Source organism: Pseudomonas sp. ATCC 43928 (assembly GCF_005938665.2).
GTDB lineage: Bacteria > Pseudomonadota > Gammaproteobacteria > Pseudomonadales > Pseudomonadaceae > Aquipseudomonas.
The window spans coordinates 3,385,860-3,408,303 of record NZ_CP041753.1; the positions used below are offsets into that span (position 1 = coordinate 3,385,860).

The following is a 22,444-nucleotide window of genomic DNA, read 5'->3' on the forward strand; positions in this document are numbered from 1 at the left end:
ACATTAGCGTAGACGCTAAAACAAAAGCGGCATCAAGCAGTTGCCAGTAATTTGTGACAAATTACATCGGTTGACTTTGCTTGTCATGCCCGACGGGTTGGACGCTATCAAGACGCCATCTGTGATCCGTTGAGGGTAAGCGCGATTTTGTGAAAGGAACATGAAAAACCGGTAGGTGATTCGTTTTATTTCAAGCCCATACAGGCACTGTTCAGGCTTCTACCGGCTCATCGCATTTTTTGTAGGGAAAGGCGTACAGAAGTGTCTGCCTTGATGGACTTGCGCTGCATTGCTTAGTTGTTTTTTTGAATTGTTATATTCGGGGGCGATTTCGTTTCTCGCCCGTTACCGATTCAAAAGCTTAAGGTTCGCTCAGTACATGAGCATGGCCGATGGTCGACACATGAACCTCGCTCCCAGCGGGTGGCGCATGCATGCCGGAACTGCGCACCAGCAATGAACGCCCCGGACGGTCATCAGCGTTCAACGTCTGCAATTCCACGGTCAATGTGCAGGTATTACCGCCGAAGTCGCATTCGGTGACCACGCCGCGACAGCCGTCCTGTTGCTCCAGGCCGTGGGGCGCGCTGATCAGCTGAAGTTGCTCGGGGCGCAGCATGATTTGCGCTGATCGGTTGTTTCTGTGGTTGTTGACCGGTATGCGACCCAGATCGCAATGAGCCCAACCCGCTTCGATTCTGGCCGGCATGACCACGGCATCCCCGAGAAACAGGGCGGTTTGTTCATCGGCGGGATAGCGGTAAAGGTCCAGCGGATGTCCGGATTGCACTAGCCGGCCCTGACGCATCACCGCCAACTGATCGGCGAATGACAACGCTTCACTTTGATCGTGAGTCACCAGAATGGTCGTGACACCGGCGTCAGCCAGAAGCCTTGCGACCAATTTGCGCATGGCGGCGCGCAAACCGGTATCGAGTGCCGAAAACGGCTCGTCCAGCAACATCAGCCGTGGTTGTTGCGCCAGGGCCCGGGCCAGCGCGACACGCTGTTGCTGGCCGCCGGAGAGTTCATGCGGCCAACGATTGGCCATACTCGAGTCCAGTGCCACGCTGTCCATCAACTCGGCGACACGTTCCTGTTTGGCAACGCCCTTGGCCGCCAGCCCGAAACCGATGTTGGCGGCTACGGTCATGTGCGGGAACAGCGCACCATCCTGCGGAACATAGCCGATCAAGCGTTGATGCGCGGGGACCTCGCGGGTGCCGTCGACCAGCATTTGACCATTGAGCGCAAGGCTGCCCGAGTCCGGGAACTCGAAACCGGCGATCATTCGCAGCAAGGTGGTCTTGCCCGAACCGGACGGGCCGACGATCACCGTACGGCTTCCCGTCGGCACCGACAGGCTGATGTTCTCCAGGGCTCGGTGAGAACCGTAGGACTTGCAGATCGAGTGGAGTTCAAGAGCGTTCATCGGCCAGCCGTGCGTTTGGATTGATGGTAAAGAAGTCCGGTTAACGGAAGCGACAGCAGAATCATGAGCAAGGCATAGGGCGCCGCGGCGGCATAGTCGATTTCACTGGTCATTGCCCAGAAACCGGTAGCCAGGGTGCGCGTGCCATTGGGGGCGAGCAGCAGGGTGGCGGTCAACTCATTGCTGACCGCCAGAAACACCAGCGCAGCGCCGGCGGCAGCACCGGGTGCGGCCAGGCGCAGAGTGATCAGCCACAACGCCCGACCAGGCGAACGGCCGAGGCTGCGCGCCATGTTCTCCAGTTCCACCGGCGCCTGGGCGATGCCCGCGCGCAAACTCACCAGGGCGCGGGGCAAAAACATCAGTAAATACGCCAGCAGCACCGTGATGGTGGTCTGGTAAATCGGCCGGGCAAAATGAATCGTCAGCGTTACCAGCGCCAGCGCAACGACAATCCCCGGCAACGCGCTGGTAATGTAGTTGCAGCTTTCCAGCACACGTTGCAACGGGCCCGGTGAGCGAATCGACAGCCAGGCGATCGGGATGGCCGCGCATGTGGTAATGAGCGCGCCGGCGGCCCCGAGCATCAGCGTCTGCTCCAGCGCCGGCAGCAGTTCGCTCAGGTTCCAGACTTGCGCGCCACCGTCGATCAGCCACTTGCCAAGGGTGATCAACGGCACACCGAGTGCCAGCACACAGGTCATGCCTTGCAGCGTCAGCGCGAGCAGGGTGGTGCGCAACTTCAAGCGCACAATCCTTTGTTCGCGCGCGCTTCCCGACCCGACCCGGGCGTAGCGCGCCGTGCCGCGAGCAGCCGACTCGGCCGTCAGCATGGCCAGGCAGCAGAGCGCGAGGACGCCGGCCAGCATATTGGCGGCAGGCCCGTTGAAGGTGGACTTGAACTGATCGAAGATGGCCGTGGTGAAGGTGTCGAAGCGAATCATCGCGTACAGACCGTACTCGGCCAGCAGGTGCAGCCCCACCAGCAAGGCACCGCCGCAGATGGCCAGGCGCAACTGCGGCAGCACCACGCGAAAGAACACTGCCCAGGGCTTGAGCCCCAACGACTCGGAGACATCTTCGATAGCCGGATCGAGCCGGCGCAAAGTCGCTGCTATCGGCAGGTAAAGAAACGGGAAATAGGCGATGACCGACACCAGAACGCCGGCAAACAGGCCATGAATCGGTGGCACCAGACTGACCCACGCATAGCTGTGCACGAATGCCGGCACCGCCAGCGGCGCCGTCGCCAACAGCGACCACCAGCGCCGCCCCGGCAAGTTGGTGCGTTCCGTCAACCAGGCCAGCGCCAGACCCAGTGCGATGCACAAGGGAATGGTGAGCACCACCAGCAGCACGGTGTTGATCAGCAACTCGCCGACGCGTGGGCGCCATACCAGCGTCACCAGCGTCGCCCAGCCAGTCTGCACCGATACGCCGATCACGAAAGCAATCGGCAGCAACGCCAGCAACGACATCAGCACCGACAGGCTAATCACCCAGGCGCCGCCGCGGCCCGAGAAGACGCCGCGAGAGCGTGCGCGCAAGTTTACAGAGGACGCCGCAGCGACCTCTGCCGGTAGCGTTTCAGGCAACAATTAGAGCAACCCGGCCTGGGTCATCAGCTCAACCGCCTTTTTGCTGTCGAGTTTCGAGACGTCGACAGTCGGAGCGTCGAGTTGCTGCAGCGGCACCAGTTTTGGATTGGACTCTGCATTCTTGCCCACGGCGTATTCAAACGAGTTGCCGTTCTTGAGGATCGCCTGGCCGTCTTTGCCGGTAATCCATTTCAGGAATGCCTGAGCCTGTTCCTTGTGTTGACTGGAGGCCAGGACGCCACCGCCGGACAGGCTGACAAAGGCACCTGGATCCTTGTGTTTGAAGTAGCTCAGCGAGGTGTTCTTGCTGTTCTCGCCGGTCTTGGACTGATCGACGAAGCTGTAATAGTGATAGATCACGCCGCTGTCGATCTGACCGGCATTGACTGCCTTGAGCACGGCGCTGTTGCCCCGGTAGGCGGTGAAGTTGGTTTTCATGGCTTTCAGCCAGTCGAGGGTGGCGGCTTCACCCTTGAGTTCCAGTACCGCTGCGACGATGGCCTGGAAGTCGGCACCGGCCGGCGAAGCGGCCCAGCGGCCTTTCCAGTTCGGTGCTGCGAGGTCCATCAGCGATTTTGGCAAGTCTGCTTCAGCCAGCTTGCTCGGGTTGTAGACGAACACCGTGGAGCGTGCGGCAATCCCTACCCATTTGCCATGCGCCGGACGATAGGCCGCGCCCACTTGTTCCAGCGTGCTCGGCGCAACCGGTGCAAACAGCCCCGCGTTGTCGACCAGCACCATCGCCGGGGAGTTTTCGGTCAGGAACACGTCGGCCGGGGAGGCTGCACCTTCCTGCACAAGCTGATTGCCCATCTCGGTGTCGTCGCCATTGCGCACGGTCACTTTGATGCCGGTTTCCTTGGTGAAACCTTCGACCCAGGATTTGGTCAGGCTTTCGTGTTGAGCGTTGTAGACCACGATACCCTCCGTCTGCGCAGCGGCATACACGTGACCGGCGCTGAGGAAAGCAGTGGTCAGCAATGCGTTTTTAAGGAACGAGGGGATACGGGAAATCATTCTGTCGACGGCTCCTGTTTTTTTAGTCAACACGCGCAGATTCATTATGGGAACAATGCGAATCATTTGCATGTTTGAGTCGCCGCGAATGTAGAGCGCCAAATGAGAAAAAAACGTCAAAAAAATCGTAAATAGATGTCATTTCACGGTCGACGGAAAACTTGAGCCGACACGGTGGTGGGCAACTTTCAAACGATATCTTCGATCGGAGTGTGGCTTTGGGCCCCTTGGCTGAACTTTGGCCTGGTCTGAGGTGACGTGGGGCTCAAGGCTTATAACGCATCATGGCAATGGTCACGCGTGTTCCTGTCTGCGGCGTACTTTGAACCGTCAGATGTCCACCCAGTCTTTCGACAATCCGCTTGCAGTGGGCAAAGCCAAGCCCGAACGACGATGATTGCGACCGTGCGGCGTCGGCACGGAAAAACACTTGCCCCAATTGCCGGACTTCTTGCGCGGACATGCCTGCACCGTTATCGGTGATCCTGATGATCAAACCGCTGCCCGGATGTTCGTCCAGCGTGACGTCGACGGCGCCGCCGGCCGGGGTGTACTTGATGGCGTTGTCCAGCAGGTTGCCAAACACCACTTCCCACTGTTCCGGTCCTCCGGCGACTTGGGCCTGATAATCCTCCAGCAGATGCAGGGAGAGACTGAGACCTTTGAGTTCGGCAGCCTTGCGCCAACGCTCGACAGCATTGAGCGCATTGTCATTCAACCCACTTGCCTGCCCGGCAATCTCGGCGGTGCCCTCCAGTTGCGCAAGGTCCAACAGGCCGAGAGACAGGCGCTTGAGCACCTGCATTTCGGCCAGCACATCACGACAGGTCTGGGCGTAATCTTCGGCGTGCCGTGGCCGCGCCAGAATGACCTCCAGCGCAGAGGTCACGGCAGCAATCGGCGTCTTCAGTTCATGGGAGGCGTTGGCGATAAACAGCCGTTGATGTTCCAGCACCTCCTGAACCGCCGCTTCCATTTGCGCGTAGCTGTCGAACAGCAGTTTTTCTTCCGCCGAGTGCGCCTCGAACACCACCCGGCGGGTGAATTCCGGCGGCTTCAAGGTGCGCAGTTGTCGAGCGAAATGGCGAAGGTTGCGGGTGGAGAGCGACACCACGATAAAACTGCCAAGCGTCGTCAACAGCAATATCCCTATCGCGGCCAGCGCCACCACCCGTTTGAAGGCGTTGACCGCATTGAGCACCGGTTGCGCGTTGGTGGCCACCAGCAGCCTGGCTTTCAGCGGGCCTTCGGGGCTGGCGCGCTCAAGGTCGCCCATCTGTGCGATCCATTTCTCGTGACCGACATCGAACAGGAACGTCTCTTCGTCGCCCGCGCGAACCTGACTCATGGCCTCGCGAAGCGCTTTGCGCATTGACGGCGTTGGTCCCCAGGATTCTTGCAGCATCTCACCCGATATCGATGACAAGTCAAAAAACAGGTCGTGATCGTGATCCAGTTCCGAGGCGAATTCACCCTGGCGCTGATAGACCAACTGCGCGTTTTCGACGCTGATCAGCGACTCGATGACGTCCGACTGGGTATCGAGATGGTGCCGCAGTTCATCGAGCCGGGTGGTTTGCACCCAATGACTCAGCCACACATAGCCGACGAGCAACACACACGCCTGAACCACGAACAGCGTGAGCGCGATTTTGATGTTCAGTGCCAGGTTACGCCACACGAAGGATCAACCCTTTGCCGCGAACGGTTTCAATCTCGACGTCGGCCCCAGCCAACTTGCGTCGCAGGCGATTGAGCAGCACGTCCAGGCTGTTGCTGTCCGGCTCGCTGTCGAAAGGGTAGAGCAACCCCAGCAATACCGTGCGGGTCTGCAACTGATTCGCCTTGCCGGCCAGCGCCACCAGTAGATTGTATTCCATGCCCGTGAGATCCAGCGGACGGCCGCCGATGCTGACCCGCAAGGTGTCGAGTTCGATGTTCAGATTACCCAGTGTCAGCGATTTCGAGCCACGGGCGATCGAGCGCCGATAGAGGGCATTGAGCCGCGACACCAACTCGATCATTTCGAAAGGTTTGCTCAGATAATCGTCGGCGCCGCGATCCAGGCCCTGCACCCGATCCACTACTTCGCTTCTGGCCGTGACCATGATCACCGGCACGTCGTTGCCCTTGCCGCGCACCACGCTGAGTACTTCCAGACCCGATATCTGCGGCAGCATCCAGTCCAGCACCAACACGTCGTATTCACTGGCATCGGCATAGTACAAGGCCTCTTTGCCGTCCCTGGCCAGATCCACCACCCAGCCTTCTTCCTCAAGCCCGCGCTTGATGCTGTTACCCAGCAGGGCATTGTCTTCGGCCACCAGAACCTTCATCGCTCGCTTCCTGATCAGGCATTGCAGGCGTGCATTCATTGCATGTCCGGCACGCACTGGCAAGCCGTCGCACAGCCATGTGACTTCGTTAACAAGCGGTTCATTTTCGCTTCTTTAGACTGCCCGCCAGTGGTGAGCGAGCCCTTCGGCTTCGATTCGCTTTTCAGTCCCTTTTCTGGATTTCTTCCATGAGCCTTTCCAGTCGACGCCTGTCATTCATCCTCCTGACGGGGCTGCTGGCCTGTCTGGTGGCTGCGACATTTTCCAGCCTGGCCACTCATGTGCGCTTCGGGCTGGAGTTTCGCGGTGGTTACGAGATTTATTACGTTGTGAACCCGGCACCGGGCAAAACCCGGCTCGCCAAGGATGACTTGTTGCAGACGGTCGCGATCCTGAGTAAACGCGCCGACAGCATTGGTATTACCGAACCGGACATCCGGGTCGAGGGCGCCAACCATATTCGGGTGAAACTGGCAGGCCTGACGTCCGCCGAAGAATCACGCTCGCTGCTCGGAAGTTCGCAGGGGTTGCCCACGCAGCTGACCGAGAAATACACCCAGACCGTCGGCAGCGTACTCGGCAAAACCGCGCTGGCGGAAACCGTTCAGGCAGGTTTGATCGGCATCGCCTGTATTTTCCTGTTGCTGGTGGGGCTGTACCGCACTGCCGGTTTGATCGCCGCGTTTTGTACGCTGGTCTACCTGTGGCTATTGCTGATTGTATTCACCGCCTCGGGTGCCACCTTGTCGCTGTCGGCGGTGGTCGCGTTTGTGCTGGGCATTGGCATGGCGGCGGATGCGAGCATCATTTGCCTGGAACGTATTCGCGAGGAAATCGACCTTGGCCGGTCTCTGCGCGAAGCCGTGGATAACGGTTTCAAAGGCTCGCTGCCGACGATACGTGATGCAAACCTGGTGACCGCGCTGGCGATGATTGCCTTGTTCGCGGCCGGCATCGGGCCGATTCAAGGATTTGCGCTGACCATGCTGGTGAGCATCGTGATCAGTGTCGCCACTAACTTCTTGCTGATTCGCCAGCTGATGCTGTGGCTGGTCGATACCCAGTGGGTCAGCCAGCGTTGGTTGATCGGAAAGAGCAAGCCGCGCGCCACCAAGGCTCGCCGTTTCAACTTCTTGGGCCTGGGTAAAACGGCGATTGTGGTCTCGTTGCTGACCATCGTTTCCGGCTCGCTGTATTACCGCGCTCACGGCCTGAACCTGGACATTGATTTTACCGCTGGCACTGCGCTGGACATCGACGTCGACCGTGCGATCACTCAGGAAACCGCCACGCAAATCATGACCGGGGCGGGCACCATCCCGGCCACCGTGGCCGTGGGCGGTGCACAGAATCAGCACATCGCCGTACGCTTCGATGAAGTGCTCAAGCCCGCTGATCTGAAGCAGATCATTACTGCGTTCAAGGGTAAGTATCAGACCGTAGAGTACGAGGAAAACACCGCAGACCCGGGCGTTGCACGGGATTTTGCCACTCGGGCCATTTATGCGGTGATTGCGGCATTCGCCAGCATCGCAATCTATATCGGCCTGCGTTTCTCCTGGGCCATCGCCTTGGCAACCTTGCTGCCGATCGTTCAGGACATCCTCATCGTTTCGGCGATCTTCTCGCTGTTCAAGTTCGAGATCGACGTCACTTACATCGCTGCATTGCTGACGATCATCGGCTATTCACTGAACGACAAGATCGTGATCTTCGGACGCATTGTCGAAAACGTGAAAAAGTCCCCGCCGGTGGATGCGCTGGCCTTGTGGAGCCTGATCAACCTGAGCATCAGCCAGACCCTGAGGCGTTCGCTGTACACCGTGCTGACAGTGGTGATGGCGTCGACCTGCCTGTATCTGTTTGCCTGCGAACCGTTGCAGATGTTCTCGCTGGCTCTGGTGCTGGGTCTGATATCCGGCGCGGTGTCGTCGATTTTCATGTCCAGCGCTATCTGGCTGACGCTTTCCCGGCGAAGCTTTCGGGTGGCGAAGGTTGGTTCAACATTGAAACTCAGCCCCAAGCGTGTCCCGCATCTGGCGTCCACGCTGTTCCTGGGGGCACTGCTGTTCGTCTGCACGGTCGGCGTCGGTGGGTGGTTCTGGGTGCCGGCTCAGGCAACGGCCGGTAAACCGACGGTGAGCGCCTCGACGGTGACCGGTTCCCTTGGCGATTTGTCGAGTTTCCGGACGATTACCGTAGACACTGCCCGTTTAGTGGACGCCGGCGACCTGAAAGCAGCCAAGGCTCGCATCACCGATCTGGAAACAGCGTGGGATCAAGCCGAAGAAACCTTGCAGCCGAAGTCGCCGGCTGACTGGACTTCGGTCGATAAATCGATTGACCGTGCACTGTCCCAACTGCGCTCCGGCAACCCGGATCCGCAAGCCTGTGCCGAAGCCTTGAAGACTCTGCTGGCCAAGTTTGATAGCAAGCAGATCAGTGCCGCCATCCCCGTAGCAGCCACTCCCGCCGGGTCGATGGGCGATCTGTCCTACCTGATGGCCATCATTACCGACACCAAAAAGCTACTGGGCAGTGGCGACATGAAAGGTGCAAGGGCCAGGATCACTGACCTGGAAAGTGCCTGGGACCAAAACGAGGAACAACTGCGACCGATTGATCCTGAAGGCTGGACCTCCATCGACAAGTCCCTGGACCGGGCGTTGAAGCAAGTCAGAACCGGGTCGCCGGATCTGACTGCGTGTACTGAGGCGCTGGAAACCCAGGCGACGAAGATCGACAGCAAGCGCCTGCACTGACACCTATTCGGCCCGGGGAATATACGCCACGCTCTGGTCTTCACGGCCGTGGAATATGCGCTCGCCGTTGGTGGGCGTGGTGGTGATGACCTGATGGTCGGCACTCAGGTAGTCCAGCGGTACTGCATCACCGTTGCGGTACTGGGTGATAACGATGGTGCGTTGCGGGTCCCAGTGCTGGCCGCTGGTGTTGTCCAGCCAGGTCATCAGCGCGGCGGTATCGCCGGTGCGAGGAAAGTCCTGGCTTTGCTGCACGTAATAGAAGGGGGCGCCGCCGGTTTGCAGGTACATCGGCACTTTGTTGTCCACCTCGATCATCACCATGCGCCATGTATTGAGCGGTGCGCGTTTGCTGGCCTCAAGCCTGACCGTCTCACCGAACTGAACCACGCCGCCACCGCCGTTGGTCCAGGGATAGAACACACCGAGTATCGCCATCAACAACACAGCGGTCAGGCCGAAACCGATTTTCAATCGGCGACTACCGAACCTGTCTGTGGCGTTGCGTTCGGCCATTCGCCGGGTGATCCACCAGGCGCCCAGCAACTGGGCGAAGGGCACCAGGGGCAATACGTAGTAACTGCGTCGACTGCCGCTGGCCGTGAAAAACAGCATCAACAGACCCAACCCCCAAACCAGCCAGCGCGTATTGGGTTCGACGCTGCGCCAGTGGCGCAGCGCAAACCACAACCCCAGCATCCAGCAAGGCGCCCATGGCAGAGTGTAGACCGGGAGGTAAATCAAATAGGTGTAGATCGGTCCGATGTTGTCGAAGGGCTGGAAAAACCGCACGACGTTTTCCCGCAGCACCAGGCCCAGGCCACTTTCGCCATAAGTCGGCGCGCCGTAGAGGTGCGACAATATGAATGGCGTCATGTAAAACGCCCCGGCGATGACCAGGGCGCCGCACAGCCGCAGATTGAGATGGCTTTTCCAGCGACCGTCCTGCACCACATGCGGTAATAGCAGCAAGCCCGGCAGAATGAAGCCGATCAGGCCTTTGAACAATGAGGTCAGGGACAACAGCAGGAAAAACACCAGGTAACGGCTGAAACGCGTGTCTTGCGGCCCGCGCCAATACCACCACACCGCCGCCAGCACACCGCAGACGGTGAGGATGTCGGCGGTGGCGACCCGTGCCCAGAACACGAAATAAAAGGTGGTCGCCAGCATCCACCCGGCAATCAACCCGGTGCCTTTGCGCATTAGCTGCTCGCCGATCAAGTACACCAGCCAGACGCTCAGCCAGGCGGCAACCACCGAAGACAAGCGTAGTGACCAGTGCCCTAAACCGCCGGTCAGCCAGGCGGTGGCCGTGATCAGCCAGTAGGAGGGCAGCGGTTTGTCGTAATACGGCCCGCCCTTGAGGTAGGGATCGAAATAGTCACCGCTCTGGAGCATTTGCAACGCGATGTTGGCCCAGCGGGTTTCCGGCCCCCATAACTCCCGCGTGCCCAGGCCCAACAACAAAATCAGCGCAGAGGCGCCGAGCAGGAGCGCCAAGGCGCCCCTGTCACTAGCCCGAAGGTTCATAGCGGGTTTCCTGTAGGAAGAACGGTGTCAGGGTTGGCTCTGCGGGAATATCAGAATCTCCAGGTGGCCGCGCTGATAGCGCTTGCCATCGATGGGCAACATCTCGACTTCCTGCATCTCCGCGACACTGTTAACCCGCATCACCACGCCGACCGCGCCTTTTTTGCGGGCCTCGGTCATCCATTGCCCGACGTTGTCCAGGGTGACTTTACGTGACGCCATGGCGGGATCGTCGAGGCCATATTTCAGCTCGCCGACAGTGTTGAACAGATCGACCTGAGGTCGCTTCAGGCGCCACGACAAGGCTGACGCCGCGCCCAGATCGTTGCTGAGCAACGATGTCGTCTGACTCAAGGCATCCAGATGCTCGGCGATGAACTGGTCAGGCATTTGGCTATTGACGATCTGCGCCGGCATCGCTGCCGGCAACAACGCTACCAGCAGCCAGATGCCGAGTGCCGGCATGGCCCAGAATATCAATGGACGCAGCACCTGCAAGGCGTTGGTGATGATCCAGCCGAGCAACACGATGAACGCCAGGGACAGGGTGAACATCTCGGTGTTTTCGTAGACTTCCTTGGTGGCTTGCAGATAAAGCAGGGCGATCAGGGCGCTGGTGGCGATGACGACGTTGATCACGCCGTTGATGCGAATGATCCGGCCTCGTCCTTGATTCAATAGCTCCATCACTGCGTGTCCCATCAGCAACGCCAGAGGCAACAGACACGGCATGATGTAGGTCGGCAGTTTGCCGCTACTGAAGCTGAAGAATGCCAGCGGCAACAGCATCCAGAGCAACAGAAAGCCGATTACGGGCTGGCGCTTTTGCTGCCAGGCCTGAACGAGTGTCGTTGGCAACAAGGCAGCCCACGGCAGGCTCGAGGCGACCAGCAGCGGCAAATAGAACCACCACGGGCGCGCGTGTTGCGCATCTTCGCCAGCGAAACGGCGGATGTGTTCGTGCCAGAAGAAAAACCGCCAGAAATCCGGTTCCTGATGGTGAATGGCGAGCACCCACGGCAGGCAGACCACCGCGGCCACGACCACCGCCAGTGGTCCGTAGCGCAACAGCTCGCCCAGGCGTCGCTGCCAAATCATGTAGGGCAGGGCGATCAACACCGGCAACAACCAGGCGAGAAAGCCCTTGGTCATGAAGCCCATGCCACAGGCAAAACCCAACAGCGCCCAAGCGCCGAGTTTGCCGCGGGAGGAATGGCTATCGATGGCAAACCACAACGCGACCAGGCTCAAGTTGACCCAGAGCGTGAATTGCGGATCGAGGTTGGCGTATCCGGCTTGCCCGGCGATCAGGCCGAAGCTCATGTAGAGCAAGGCGCAGATAAAGCTCTTGCTCGGATCATTCCAGAATCGGCGAGCAATCAGGTAAGTCAGCCAGACGCTCAGCCCGGTGCTCAGCGCCGAAGCGATACGCACACCAAACAGGTTGTCGCCAAACACCGCTTGACCGATGGCGATCATCCAGTAACCGGCGATGGGTTTCTCGAAGTAGCGGATACCCATGAAGTGCGGGGACACCCAGTTACCGCTCAGCAGCATTTCCTGACTGATCTGGCCATAGCGGGTTTCATCGGGAATCCATAGACCATGGGTGACTAGCGGCAGCAGGTAGAAGACCACGTACGCCAGCAGCAAGCCGGGCACGATCCAGCGTTCGGTGATGGGCAGCGCACGCGCGGTGCCACGCAATAAAGAGCCGTCGGGGTGGGGCAACAAGTTATTGGACGTCATGACTCGACCTTGGCGCAGAAGGATGTTGCTCCGCCAGGTGCACGCTTGCACTAGCGGAACTTTTTACATAAAGCAACACAATAGCGATGTGGACTACAGAAGTTGCGTCAGCCATCTAATGGTTACGGACTAGTTATAGTCTGCCCGAGCAAAAAGGCTTTCTCGGCTTCGACTTTTTTTTCCGCGATTATTGTTTCAAGGCTTTGCCGTGCAACAGCGTCTGCCAGTCAGTGGCATTCACAATGCCGAGTACCTGAGGTTGCCCGTCGGCGGCAATTTGCACGAACAAGGCACTGCCATACTTACTGGTCGTCGCGTGCTTGAAACCGGTCTGGGCTTCGAAGTCGCTGATGCAACCGCTGTGCGTGACCAGCACCAGATTTCGATGGGCTTGCTTGTGCGCCACCACATCGTTACGCATGGTTTTGCCACAACTGACCAGCCATTCCTGGGTCGCCGCGTCTTTACCGAACATGTAACGCGAGGTTTGCGCCGTGCGGGTGGTTGGGCTGCTCAGCACATCGGTCTGGGTCATGCCCAGCTGCACAAAGCCTTGGCCCACGGCTGTGGCGGCTTCGCTGCCGACTCGGGTAATACCGTCGGCGGGGCCAAGGCACGGATTGCTGGACTGGTCGCAGCGTTCCGCATGGCGAACCAGTGCCACCACTTCACCGGCTTGCCAGCGATCGAGCAGGCTGTTGGTCGCTTCGGACCCGGCGGTCACCAGGTTGATCGGCGATCTGGGCCACCAGACAAACCCCATGACGAGTGCCGCGATAACCAGAGCGGCCGTTGCCGCGACCAGTTTGCCCAGCCGCGATGCAACGATTCGTGCTGGCTGTTTGCGCGATACATGATCAACCATGTTTTGTTTACCCGTCGGTACGCAATAGAGAACAACTTTCAAATACAACCCAGCGTAACAACGCTTGAAGGGTCCTGGAAAGACACTAGTTCAAGGGAGGTGTCGGAGTAGTGAAAGGGATGTGAAAAATTTGCGTAGAAAAATTTCAGTACTTTTTTTTAGTTGGTTGTAGCAGCGCTTGTCTTGAACACCACGTACAGTGGTCTATGGTCTATCTTTGGTTCGCGTCTCGGCTCTGCGGCATCGGCCTGATTCAGCAGATGGCGCGGTTTGAACCGGCAGTGGAGCCAAGCAACAGAATGGATTTCAAACTGAGTCTGAATAAACGGATTGTCATCGTATTTGCCTTGATGAGTACCTTGGTCGCGGGCGTATTTGCGATGGGCATCGTCGCGACCGTGCATGTGGTGGATCGAAATATCACGGCTTCCCGCCTGGTAGGAGGGCTGCACCGCTTGCTGTCGATGGAAAACAGCGCCGGGTGGAGCCATCAGCCGGAGAAAGACGAACTGTTTTTCATCCAGGAAGGTCCGGGTGCGATGGCGCTGGATAAGGAACTGGCGGCGCTTGCACCAGGTTTTCAGGAAACGCTCTACGCGGGTTCTAAGTACTACGCCATGGTAAGCCTGGTGGGCGGTCGCAAATACGTTTTGTTGCGAGACCGGCGAAGCGTCGAACAGCGTGAACAGGCGTTATTCTCAGTGGTGGTCGTCGGGTTCGTCTTGAGCATCCTGCTCGCGGTTTTGTTAGGCCGGATGCTGGCCAGGCGTGTGATGGCGCCGGTCATTCGTCTGGCGCACCAGGTGCGTCAACGTGAGCAGTTGCTGGAACTGGCCCCTGAGCTTCATCCCGACTACGCGGCCGACGAAGTGGGAGCGCTGGCACTTGCCTTCGATCAGACCCTGGGCCGGTTGCGTGAGGCACTGGACCGGGAAAAACTCTTTACCAGCGATGTCAGCCACGAACTGCGCACGCCATTGATGGTATTGGGCAGTTCCTGCGAATTGCTGCTAGCCAATCCCTCGCTTGACCGGCGCTCCGTGGCTCAAGTCAGTCGAATTGCCCGCGCGAGCGACGAAATGCGGCAATTGGTCGATACGTTTCTGATGCTGGCTCGCGATCGGGAAGACTCTGATACCGCAGCAAGTGCGACGCTCAAAGAAGTCGCCGATGCTCTCGTGGATATCTGGGCACCGCTGATCCGGGAAAAAGGCATCGAGTTTATTTACGACAATGAACAGGTTTCGTCGGATCGCCATAACCTGACGTTCCTGCGATCGGTCATGGGCAATTTGCTGCGCAATACCTGGCATTACACCGATCACGGCTACATTCGCCTGACCCTGCGGGCGCGCGGTTTCAGCGTCGAAGACAGTGGCATAGGCATTTCGGAAGAAAAACGCCATACGATGTTTCAACCGTTCGTTCGCGGTGACGAGCGCCGGGGAGAAGGCCTGGGACTGGGGCTTTCACTGGTCCAACGGATTTGCACCCATCAGAATTGGCGAGTGGAACACAGCAGCCTTCAGCCCAACGGCAGTTGTTTCACCATTGAACTGGAAGGCGTCTGATGACTGTTATTTAGTTGCCGGGCAGCTTTTCGATGTGCCAGCGGTAGCCTGGCTGATGGTGGCGGCCAAGCGCTTCACATTGTTCTGATGAGCCACCACCAACTCATCGATACTCGTGCCGGAAGGCGTCTGCAAGGTGCTGCGGCAGGTGATTAATGCAGCATCGCCTTCGCCGAGTTTGCGCAGGCGCCATTTGACGTCGATCAATGCGTACTGGCCGGGTATCGAATCAAAACGCTGAACGTCCAGGCGCAACGACACTTTGCGCTGCGGGTTACTGTTGACCAGTTGATCGACCAGGGCACTGCGCAGTTCTTCCGACAGGCTTGCGCCCCACCATTGGGTTTCGAGGATTGCCAGGCCGGCGTTGCCTTGACGAATGACGATCTGCGGACGGTCGACCTGGGGCGGCACGGTGATGCTTTCGATCTGGATGTCCGCGACGCCGCTTGCACCGTTCGGTTGAGCCGGGGTCAGGGTGTGGAATTGAATCGGCTCACTGCGGCAAGCGGCGAGTAGCAACAACGCAGTGACCAGCGTGATCTTCAGCGAAAATGCCATGGGTAGCTCCTGTGGTCAGTTGCGCGGTGGCCCTTGCAGATCCATCGGCGCGGCATTGTCGGGGCGGCCGCGAATCAGCGATTCCGGATGCCGTCCCATGTAGTCCGAGAGTTCACGCAACGAGCGCGACATGCGTCCAAGCTCGTCTAGGGTCTGGCTCAGTTGTTCCCGTTGCGGCGAATCTTCGGCGAGGGTCGAACTGGCCGATTGCAAGGTCTTGCTGACGTCCGACAGGGTGGTTTGCACGCCGGGCAGGGTCTTGGCGTTGAATTGCGCTAAGCCTTTGCGCAGTTCGACGAGATTGCTGTCCAGGTTCCCGGCTATGCGTTCGATAGGCAGTTGGTTGATTTTGTTGACCATGCTTTCCAGTTTTTCCTGCAACTGCTCAAGACTGCCGGGAATGGTTGGAATAGAGATAGGGCGGGCAGCCGGATCGAACGCGACTTTCTCCGCCTTGGGATAGAAGTCGAGCGCAATGTAAAGCTGACCGGTCAACAGATTGCCGCTACGGGCCTGAGCTCGCAGGCCGTTTTCGATGAAGGAGCCTAGCAGGCGCACGGTTGCAGATTCGTCATTGGGGTCATGCTTCAAGGCCTCGAGCATTTTGATGTGAGCTTTACCAAGACGTTGCGGGTAGATCACGATGCCGACATTGACTGGAAAGCTGCGTTTTTTCGCGTCGAAGTCCAGATTGACTGCCACCACCCGGCCGATCTCCACACCAAGAAACTCCACCGGTGCATCAACCTTGAGCCCGCGCAACGCCTGATCGAAACGCAAGCTCAGGAACTGCGCCTTGCCGTTGGGCGGGGCGAGGGCGGTGTGCTCATCCTCGAACAGGTCGAAGGTTTTATCCTCGATGGCCACTTCATCGTTGGGACTGTATTCCGGCGCGCGAAAGGCGACGCCGCCCACCAACAAGGCCGACAGGGATTCGGTCTTCACCGAAAAACCGTTGGCGCCGACATTCACATCAATACCGCTGGCGTTCCAGAACCGGGTGTTCTCGGTAACGTAGGCATCGTTGGGTGCGTGTACGAAGATTTCGATGTTCACCCCTTTGCCGTCGGCATCCAGTTCATACGCCACCACTTGCCCGACGGGGATCTTGCGGTAGTAGACGGGGGAACCGATGTCCAGCGAACCGAGGTCCTGAGTGTGCAACATAAAGCGTTTGCCCGGCTCGCCATAGGTAATGGGCGGCGGGTTTTCCAGCCCGGTGAAGTGTTTGGAGCGGGCATCGGCCTGGCCGATGTCGGCACCAATGTAGTCGCCCGACAGCAAGGTATCGATGCCCGAAACGCCACCGGCACCGATGCGCGGCCGCACAACCCAGAATTGCGAGTCTGCACGAGTAAAGCTTTCAGCCTGTTTGTCGAGCTGGATCGTGGCGTCGACGCGTTTCTGGTCGCCGCTCAGTTTCACTTCCGAGACGCGGCCGATGACCACATTGCGGTATTTGACCTCGGTCTTGTTGGCCACCAGGCCGCTACCTGTCTTGAACGTGACGGTAATGGTCGGGCCTTCCTGCAGCCAGCTGTGCACCACCAGGGAAATCCCCACCAACACCGCTACGATCGGCACGATCCATACCAGCGAAACGCTGAAGCGACGGGTCTTGATCGCGGCTTGGCCAGGGGCATGCGGACCGTCAGTGGCTTGGGACTTCATCCATGGGCTCCTCATCTTGTGGGTTTTGCAGCGCTCTATCCCGCTCGTTATCCCAGATCAGCCGCGGGTCGAAACTCATCGCCGACAGCATGGTGAACACCACCACCAGACCAAAGAACAGAATGCCCGGGCGCGGTTCGATATCGCCCAGGGCCTGGAATTTCACCAATGCCGCCACCAGCGCAACGACAATGACGTCGAGCATCGACCAGTAGCCGATCAGCTCGACAAAACGGTAAAGCCTCGAACGTTCCTTGCGCGCCCAGAAGCTGCCGCGTTGCACCGTGATCAGCAGCAGGGAGAGAGCAACGAACTTGATGCCCGGCACCGCGATGCTGGCAATGAAAATGATCAGCGCAATGTCCCATGCACCGTGTGCCCAGAACTCCAACACACCGCTCATGATGGTGCTGTCGGAGCCGTTGCCGAACAGACTGGTGTTCATGACCGGCAGCAGATTGGCCGGGATATAAAACACCAGTGAGGCCAGCAGGTAGGCCCATGTCCGGGTCAGAGAGTCAGGTTTGCGGGCATGCAACGGCGCGCCGCAGCGTTCGCATTCGTGAGGTTGATCGGTCATGTCGCAGGCCATGCCACAACTGTGGCACAGGCACAGGTTGAGTTCGCTGGCGAGCGGTGGCCTGTTCATAGGGTGTCCCACAAATCACGTACATCGCGCCCGGCGATGCGGATCAGCAACAGGCTGAGGAGCGCCAGGGCAAACATGCCGATACCCGGCAGCACATCCAGCAGCCCGGCGAGTTTGAACACCGCGACCATCGCCCCAAGCAAGCAGACTTCCAGCATGCTCCAGGGTCTGAGGGTTTCCAGCCAGCGCATGCACAGCTTGAAGCCTGGGGAGCGTCGGGAGGTAAGGGCGAAGCTCAATACCCAGATCAACAGGAGCAGCTGGAACATCGGCGCGATGATGATGGAAATCGCCGCCACCAACGCGATGAAAGTGATCGGCCCCTGGCTCAGCGCCACCACCGAATCCCAAAGTGTCGCGCTGTTCCTCATGCCCTTGAGGCTGATGCTCATGACCGGATAGAAATTAGCGAAAGTCCACAGCACTGCCGCCGTGAAACTCAGCGCCAGGCGTTGTTGCACCGACAAACCGTTGTAACGCGCAAGCACACCGCCGCAACGTGTACACAGGGCCTTTTGATGTTTGGCGAGCGTGACTTTTTCATACACGCAGTCGCAGTGCTCGCAGATGATCAATGGAGCAGTCGTCGCCATGGGCAGCACTCGCCGGGAGGCAGAAAAGTCAGAGCACTCCCTCAATATAGAAGTGACTTGCGATTGAGCAAATCTAAAGGCTACTCCAGGGATAACCCGAATGCGGCACTAGAGGGCATTTGTAGCAGACTGCACTTCGGCTTCAGGGTATGTGCAAAGCCATTACCACGAATCTCAGCCAAGCAATTCGCGCAACCGGTACCAGAACATGCCAAGCGCCAGCAGCGGTGAGCGCAGGGTTCGTCCGCCGGGAAAGGTCATATGCGGCACGGCGCTGAACACGTCCAGCCCCCGGCTGTGGCCGACCTGTATCACTTCGGCCAGCAACCGGGCGCACCAGTGGGTCACGTTCAGGCCATGGCCGGAATAACCCTGGGCGTAGAACACGTTCGGGTACTGGCTCAAGCGTCCGGCCTGGGGGAAGCGGTTGGCGGTGATGCCGATCTTGCCGCCCCATTGATAGTCGATGCGCACATCCGCCAATTGCGGGAAGACCTTGAGCATTTTCGGCCGCATATAGGCGCCGATGTCCACCGGGTCGCGCCCGGAATAATGGCAGGCACCGCCGAATAACAAACGTCGATCCGCCGAGAGCCGGTAGTAATCAAGACCGACTTTCTGGTCGCACAGCGCCAGGTTCTGCGGGATCAGCTGAGCGGCCACCTCGGGTGCCAACGGTTCGGTGGCGATGATGTAACTGCCCGCCGGCAGCACCTTACCGCTCAGGCGCGGTTCGAGTTCTTCCAGATGTGCGTTGCAGGCCAACACCAGGCTGCCGGCGCGCACTGTACCGCCGGCGCAGCGAACCTGCACGGTGCTGCCGTGGACCAACTCCAGCACCGGGCTCTGCTCGAAAATTCGTACCCCGAGAGATTGCGCCAGCCGCGCTTCGCCGAGCACCAGATTCAGCGGATGCAAGTGCCCCGAACCCATGTCGATCAGGCCGCCGGCATAAAGGTCCGAGCCCACCACTTGCTGGCGGATCTGCTCGGGGCCGACGAGTCGGGTTTCATGGGCGTACTCCAACTCGGCGAGGCTATGCAGCTCTGCCTTGAACGCAGCGAACTGCGCCGGGGTATTGGCCAGTTCGCAGAAGCCCCAGCGCAGGTCGCAATCGATGCCATGTTCACGGATGCGATTGCCCACCAGCTCCACGGACTCGATGCCCGCACGCTCCAGATAACGCACGCCTTCCTCGCCGACATAACGGGCGAACCCACTGACGTCATGGCCAATGCCACGGATCAACTGCCCGCCATTACGACCGCTGGCGCCCCAGCCGATCCGCCGGCCCTCCAGCAGAATCACCGAGAGCCCGCGCTGTGCCAGTTCGATCGCGGTGTTGACCCCGGTGAACCCGCCACCGATCACGCAGACATCGGCTTCAAGGTCCGAATCCAGCGTAGGGTAGGGTGCCATGCCATTGGCCGATGCCGCGTAATAGGAGCGGGCATGTTGCTTGTCATGCTGATTCATTGGTTGGACTTCACTTTGCTCCAGGAACGGGTCATCAGACGCATGATCGCCTGGGGCGGGGTGGTGGAAATGTAGAGTTTGTCGAGGACGTCCTGGGGTGGGTAGACCTCAGGATTATTGACCAACTCAGCATCCATGTAGGCCTTGGCCGCCGGGTTCGGATTGGCATAGCCCACCGAGGCACTGACCTTGGCGATCACTTGCGGGTCCAGCAGGTTATTGATGAAGGCGTGGGCCTCTTTCGGGTTGCTGGCGTCGGCGGGAATTGCCAGCAGGTCGAACCACAGGTTGCTGCCTTCCTTGGGGATCGAGTAGGCGATGTTCACGCCGTTCTTCGCTTCCTTGGCGCGATTGGCCGCCTGGAACACGTCGCCGGAGTAACCGAAGGCCACGCAGATGTCGCCGTTGGCCAGGTCCGAGACGTACTTGGAGGAGTGGAAGTAGGTGATGTAAGGCCGGATGCTCAAGAGTTTGGCTTCGGCTTTTTTAAAGTCCTCAGGGTTTTCGCTGCGTGGGTCCATGCCCATGTAGTTGAGGACTGCCGGGAATACTTCATCAGCCGAGTCCATCATAGACACACCACACTGGCTGAGTTTCTTCAGGTTCTCGGGTTCGAAAAACACGGCCCAGGAATCGATGTGATCAATGCCCAGCACTTGCTTGACCTTGTCGACGTTGTAGCCGATGCCGTTGGTGCCCCACAGATACGGCACGGAATGCGCGTTCTGCGGATCGTTTTTCTCCAGCAGTGTCAGCAGTTTTGGGTCGAGGTTTTTGAAGTTGGGCAGCTGCGAGCGATCCAGTTTGAGGAACGCACCGGCCTTCACCTGCCGCGCGAGAAAGTGGTTGGACGGCACCACCACGTCATACCCGGTGCGGCCGGCGAGCAGTTTGCCTTCCAGGGTTTCGTTGGAATCGAATACGTCGTAGATCACCTTGATCCCGGTTTTTGCCTGGAAGTCGGCGAGGGTGGTCTCGCCGATGTAATCGGTCCAGTTGTAGACGCTGACGCTTGGCTGAGCCTGCGCCCCGGCGCTGAACAATACCGCCAGCGCGACCGGAACCACGGATTTCAATAGACGCATATCGACACCTCTTTGAGTTATTTGGCTTTGTGGGAGCGGGCGTGTGTTTTTCAGACGCTGAGCAGCAGGAACTCGCGCTCCCAGGAGCTGATCACGCGCTTGAAGTTCTCGTGTTCGGCGCGCTTGACCGCGACATACCCCCGGACGAATTTGCTGCCCAGGTAGCGCTTGATGGTTTCGCACTCTTCCATGCGCGTGAGTGCGTCCTCGATGGTGATCGGCAGGCGCAGGTTGCGTCGCTCGTAGGCACGACCCTGCACCGCGGCGCTCGGCTCGACCTTTTCGACCATGCCCAGGTAGCCGCACAACAGGCTCGCGGCGATCGCCAGGTAAGGGTTGGCGTCGGCACCCGGCAAACGGTTTTCCACGCGCATGGCGTCGGGGCTCGAGGTCGGCACGCGCAGGCCGACGGTGCGGTTTTCTTCGCCCCATTCGACGTTGACCGGTGCCGAGGTGTCGGGCAGGAAGCGGCGGAACGAATTGACGTTGGGCGCGAACATCGGCAGCACTTTGGGGATGTACTTTTGCAGGCCGCCGATGTGGTGCCGGAACAGCTCGCTCATCTGCCCGTCGGCATCGGCGAAGATCGGCTGGCCGCTGGCGATGTCGACCACGCTTTGATGGATGTGCATGGCGCTGCCAGGTTCGTCACCAATGGGTTTGGCCATGAAAGTCGCAGTCACGTTGTGCTTGAGTGCCGCCTCGCGCAGGGTGCGTTTGAACACGGTGATCTGGTCCGCCAGGTCCAGCGCATCGCCATGACGGAAGTTGATTTCCATCTGCGCCGGGCCGTCTTCGTGGATCAGCGTGTCGAGGTCCAGGCCCTGCAGTTCGCACCAGTCGTAGACGTCTTCAAACAGTGGATCGAACTCGTTGGCGGCGTCGATGGAAAAAGACTGTCGACCGCTTTCCGCACGGCCAGAACGCCCCAGCGGCGCCTTGAGTGGCAAGTCCGGGTCTTCGCAGCGCTGGGTCAGGTAGAACTCCATTTCCGGCGCGACAATCGGCTGCCAGCCTTTGTCGGTGTAAAGCTGCAGCACTTTCTTCAGCACGTTGCGCGGCGACAGTTCGATGGGGTTGCCGAACTTGTCGAAGGTGTCGTGGATCACGATGGCGGTGGGTTCGATGGCCCACGGCACCACGTAAACCGCGTCGGCGACAGGTTTGCAGACCATGTCGATGTCGGCCGGGTCGAGCAGGTCGTAGTAGATGTCGTCGTCGACAAAGTCCCCGGTTACCGTTTGCAACAGCACACTTTCCGGCAGGCGCATGCCTCGCTCATGCAGGAACTTGTTGGTGGGTGCAATCTTGCCGCGAGCAATGCCGGTCAAGTCGCTGACCACACACTCGACCTCGGTAATCTTGTGATCTTTCAGCCACGTGAACAGCTGATCGAAAGGGACATTCATAAAGACCTCATTGTTGGTTTGAATTACGCCGGGGAAGGCGCCTTCATCCACCGGACACTTCCCCTGTGGCGCGTTGACGACTATCTTGGGTGAGCCGTGGCGTTCCATCTATCCACTTTAAGCAGCACCAAAACGCA

The 22,444-nt window shown here is 59.1% G+C and carries 17 protein-coding genes; 2 read left to right on the plus strand and 15 right to left on the minus strand.

Annotated elements, in window-relative coordinates; genetic code table 11:
- Positions 1 to 361 precede the first annotated feature (361 nt).
- The 5 genes from FFH90_RS15570 to FFH90_RS15590 all read right to left on the minus strand — a co-directional run bounded on the left by FFH90_RS15570 (position 362) and on the right by FFH90_RS15590 (position 6,383).
- The gene (locus FFH90_RS15570) at positions 362 to 1,432 is read right to left on the minus strand and encodes an ABC transporter ATP-binding protein (RefSeq protein ID WP_018925836.1); all 1,071 of its coding nucleotides are present in this window, start codon (positions 1,430 to 1,432) and stop codon (positions 362 to 364) included.
- On the minus strand, positions 1,429 to 3,027 hold the full coding sequence (locus tag FFH90_RS15575) for an iron ABC transporter permease (protein ID WP_111453405.1): 1,599 nt from the start codon (positions 3,025 to 3,027) through the stop codon (positions 1,429 to 1,431). Before FFH90_RS15575 ends, FFH90_RS15570 begins: the two co-directional genes overlap by 4 nt.
- A gap of 3 nt (positions 3,028 to 3,030) precedes the next feature.
- Positions 3,031 to 4,047 carry an iron ABC transporter substrate-binding protein gene (locus FFH90_RS15580; RefSeq protein WP_064617803.1) on the minus strand — a complete coding sequence of 339 codons (1,017 nt, stop codon included), beginning with the start codon at positions 4,045 to 4,047 and terminating at the stop codon, positions 3,031 to 3,033.
- Positions 4,048 to 4,312: 265 nt separating this feature from the next.
- The gene (locus tag FFH90_RS15585; protein WP_064617805.1) at positions 4,313 to 5,728 is read right to left on the minus strand and encodes a HAMP domain-containing sensor histidine kinase; all 1,416 of its coding nucleotides are present in this window, start codon (positions 5,726 to 5,728) and stop codon (positions 4,313 to 4,315) included.
- Entirely contained in the window at positions 5,718 to 6,383 is a 666-nt protein-coding gene (locus FFH90_RS15590) for a response regulator transcription factor (RefSeq protein ID WP_018925840.1), read from the minus strand. The genes FFH90_RS15585 and FFH90_RS15590 overlap by 11 nt, the downstream gene beginning before the upstream one ends.
- A gap of 188 nt (positions 6,384 to 6,571) precedes the next feature.
- Between FFH90_RS15590 and secF the strand changes: the two genes are divergently transcribed.
- Positions 6,572 to 9,145, plus strand: a complete 2,574-nt coding sequence (gene secF / locus FFH90_RS15595) for a protein translocase subunit SecF (RefSeq protein WP_138867520.1) — start codon at positions 6,572 to 6,574, stop codon at positions 9,143 to 9,145.
- A gap of 3 nt (positions 9,146 to 9,148) precedes the next feature.
- Here the strand turns inward: secF and FFH90_RS15600 are convergent, their stop codons facing one another.
- The 3 genes from FFH90_RS15600 to FFH90_RS15610 all read right to left on the minus strand — a co-directional run bounded on the left by FFH90_RS15600 (position 9,149) and on the right by FFH90_RS15610 (position 13,292).
- Positions 9,149 to 10,678 (minus strand): glycosyltransferase family 39 protein, encoded by a 1,530-nt coding sequence (locus tag FFH90_RS15600; protein WP_018925842.1) that lies wholly within the window; start codon positions 10,676 to 10,678, stop codon positions 9,149 to 9,151.
- Between the two features lie 27 nt (positions 10,679 to 10,705).
- A complete protein-coding gene (gene arnT / locus FFH90_RS15605; protein ID WP_064617811.1) occupies positions 10,706 to 12,427 on the minus strand; it encodes a lipid IV(A) 4-amino-4-deoxy-L-arabinosyltransferase in 1,722 nt (573 codons plus the stop codon).
- Positions 12,428 to 12,614: 187 nt separating this feature from the next.
- Positions 12,615 to 13,292: a histidine phosphatase family protein gene (locus tag FFH90_RS15610; RefSeq protein WP_111453315.1), complete on the minus strand. Its 678-nt coding sequence runs from the start codon at positions 13,290 to 13,292 to the stop codon at positions 12,615 to 12,617.
- A 299-nt stretch (positions 13,293 to 13,591) separates the two neighbouring features.
- Between FFH90_RS15610 and FFH90_RS15615 the strand changes: the two genes are divergently transcribed.
- Positions 13,592 to 14,863, plus strand: a complete 1,272-nt coding sequence (locus FFH90_RS15615; protein WP_138867521.1) for a HAMP domain-containing sensor histidine kinase — start codon at positions 13,592 to 13,594, stop codon at positions 14,861 to 14,863.
- 6 nt (positions 14,864 to 14,869) lie between these two features.
- Here the strand turns inward: FFH90_RS15615 and FFH90_RS15620 are convergent, their stop codons facing one another.
- The 7 genes from FFH90_RS15620 to FFH90_RS15650 form a co-directional block, all read right to left on the minus strand.
- On the minus strand, positions 14,870 to 15,424 hold the full coding sequence (locus FFH90_RS15620; protein ID WP_138867522.1) for a membrane integrity-associated transporter subunit PqiC: 555 nt from the start codon (positions 15,422 to 15,424) through the stop codon (positions 14,870 to 14,872).
- A gap of 15 nt (positions 15,425 to 15,439) precedes the next feature.
- Complete coding sequence (locus tag FFH90_RS15625) at positions 15,440 to 17,095, minus strand: intermembrane transport protein PqiB (protein ID WP_138867523.1); 1,656 nt, start codon at positions 17,093 to 17,095, stop codon at positions 15,440 to 15,442.
- Positions 17,076 to 17,744 (minus strand): paraquat-inducible protein A, encoded by a 669-nt coding sequence (locus FFH90_RS15630; protein ID WP_086944304.1) that lies wholly within the window; start codon positions 17,742 to 17,744, stop codon positions 17,076 to 17,078. Before FFH90_RS15630 ends, FFH90_RS15625 begins: the two co-directional genes overlap by 20 nt.
- Positions 17,741 to 18,337, minus strand: a complete 597-nt coding sequence (locus tag FFH90_RS15635; protein WP_138867524.1) for a paraquat-inducible protein A — start codon at positions 18,335 to 18,337, stop codon at positions 17,741 to 17,743. The genes FFH90_RS15630 and FFH90_RS15635 overlap by 4 nt, the downstream gene beginning before the upstream one ends.
- 174 nt (positions 18,338 to 18,511) lie before the next feature.
- Complete coding sequence (locus FFH90_RS15640) at positions 18,512 to 19,813, minus strand: FAD-binding oxidoreductase (protein WP_138867525.1); 1,302 nt, start codon at positions 19,811 to 19,813, stop codon at positions 18,512 to 18,514.
- Positions 19,810 to 20,898 carry a polyamine ABC transporter substrate-binding protein gene (locus tag FFH90_RS15645; protein ID WP_019578877.1) on the minus strand — a complete coding sequence of 363 codons (1,089 nt, stop codon included), beginning with the start codon at positions 20,896 to 20,898 and terminating at the stop codon, positions 19,810 to 19,812. The genes FFH90_RS15640 and FFH90_RS15645 overlap by 4 nt, the downstream gene beginning before the upstream one ends.
- A gap of 50 nt (positions 20,899 to 20,948) precedes the next feature.
- Positions 20,949 to 22,307: a glutamine synthetase family protein gene (locus tag FFH90_RS15650; protein WP_018925852.1), complete on the minus strand. Its 1,359-nt coding sequence runs from the start codon at positions 22,305 to 22,307 to the stop codon at positions 20,949 to 20,951.
- Between the last annotated feature and the right edge of the window lie 137 nt (positions 22,308 to 22,444).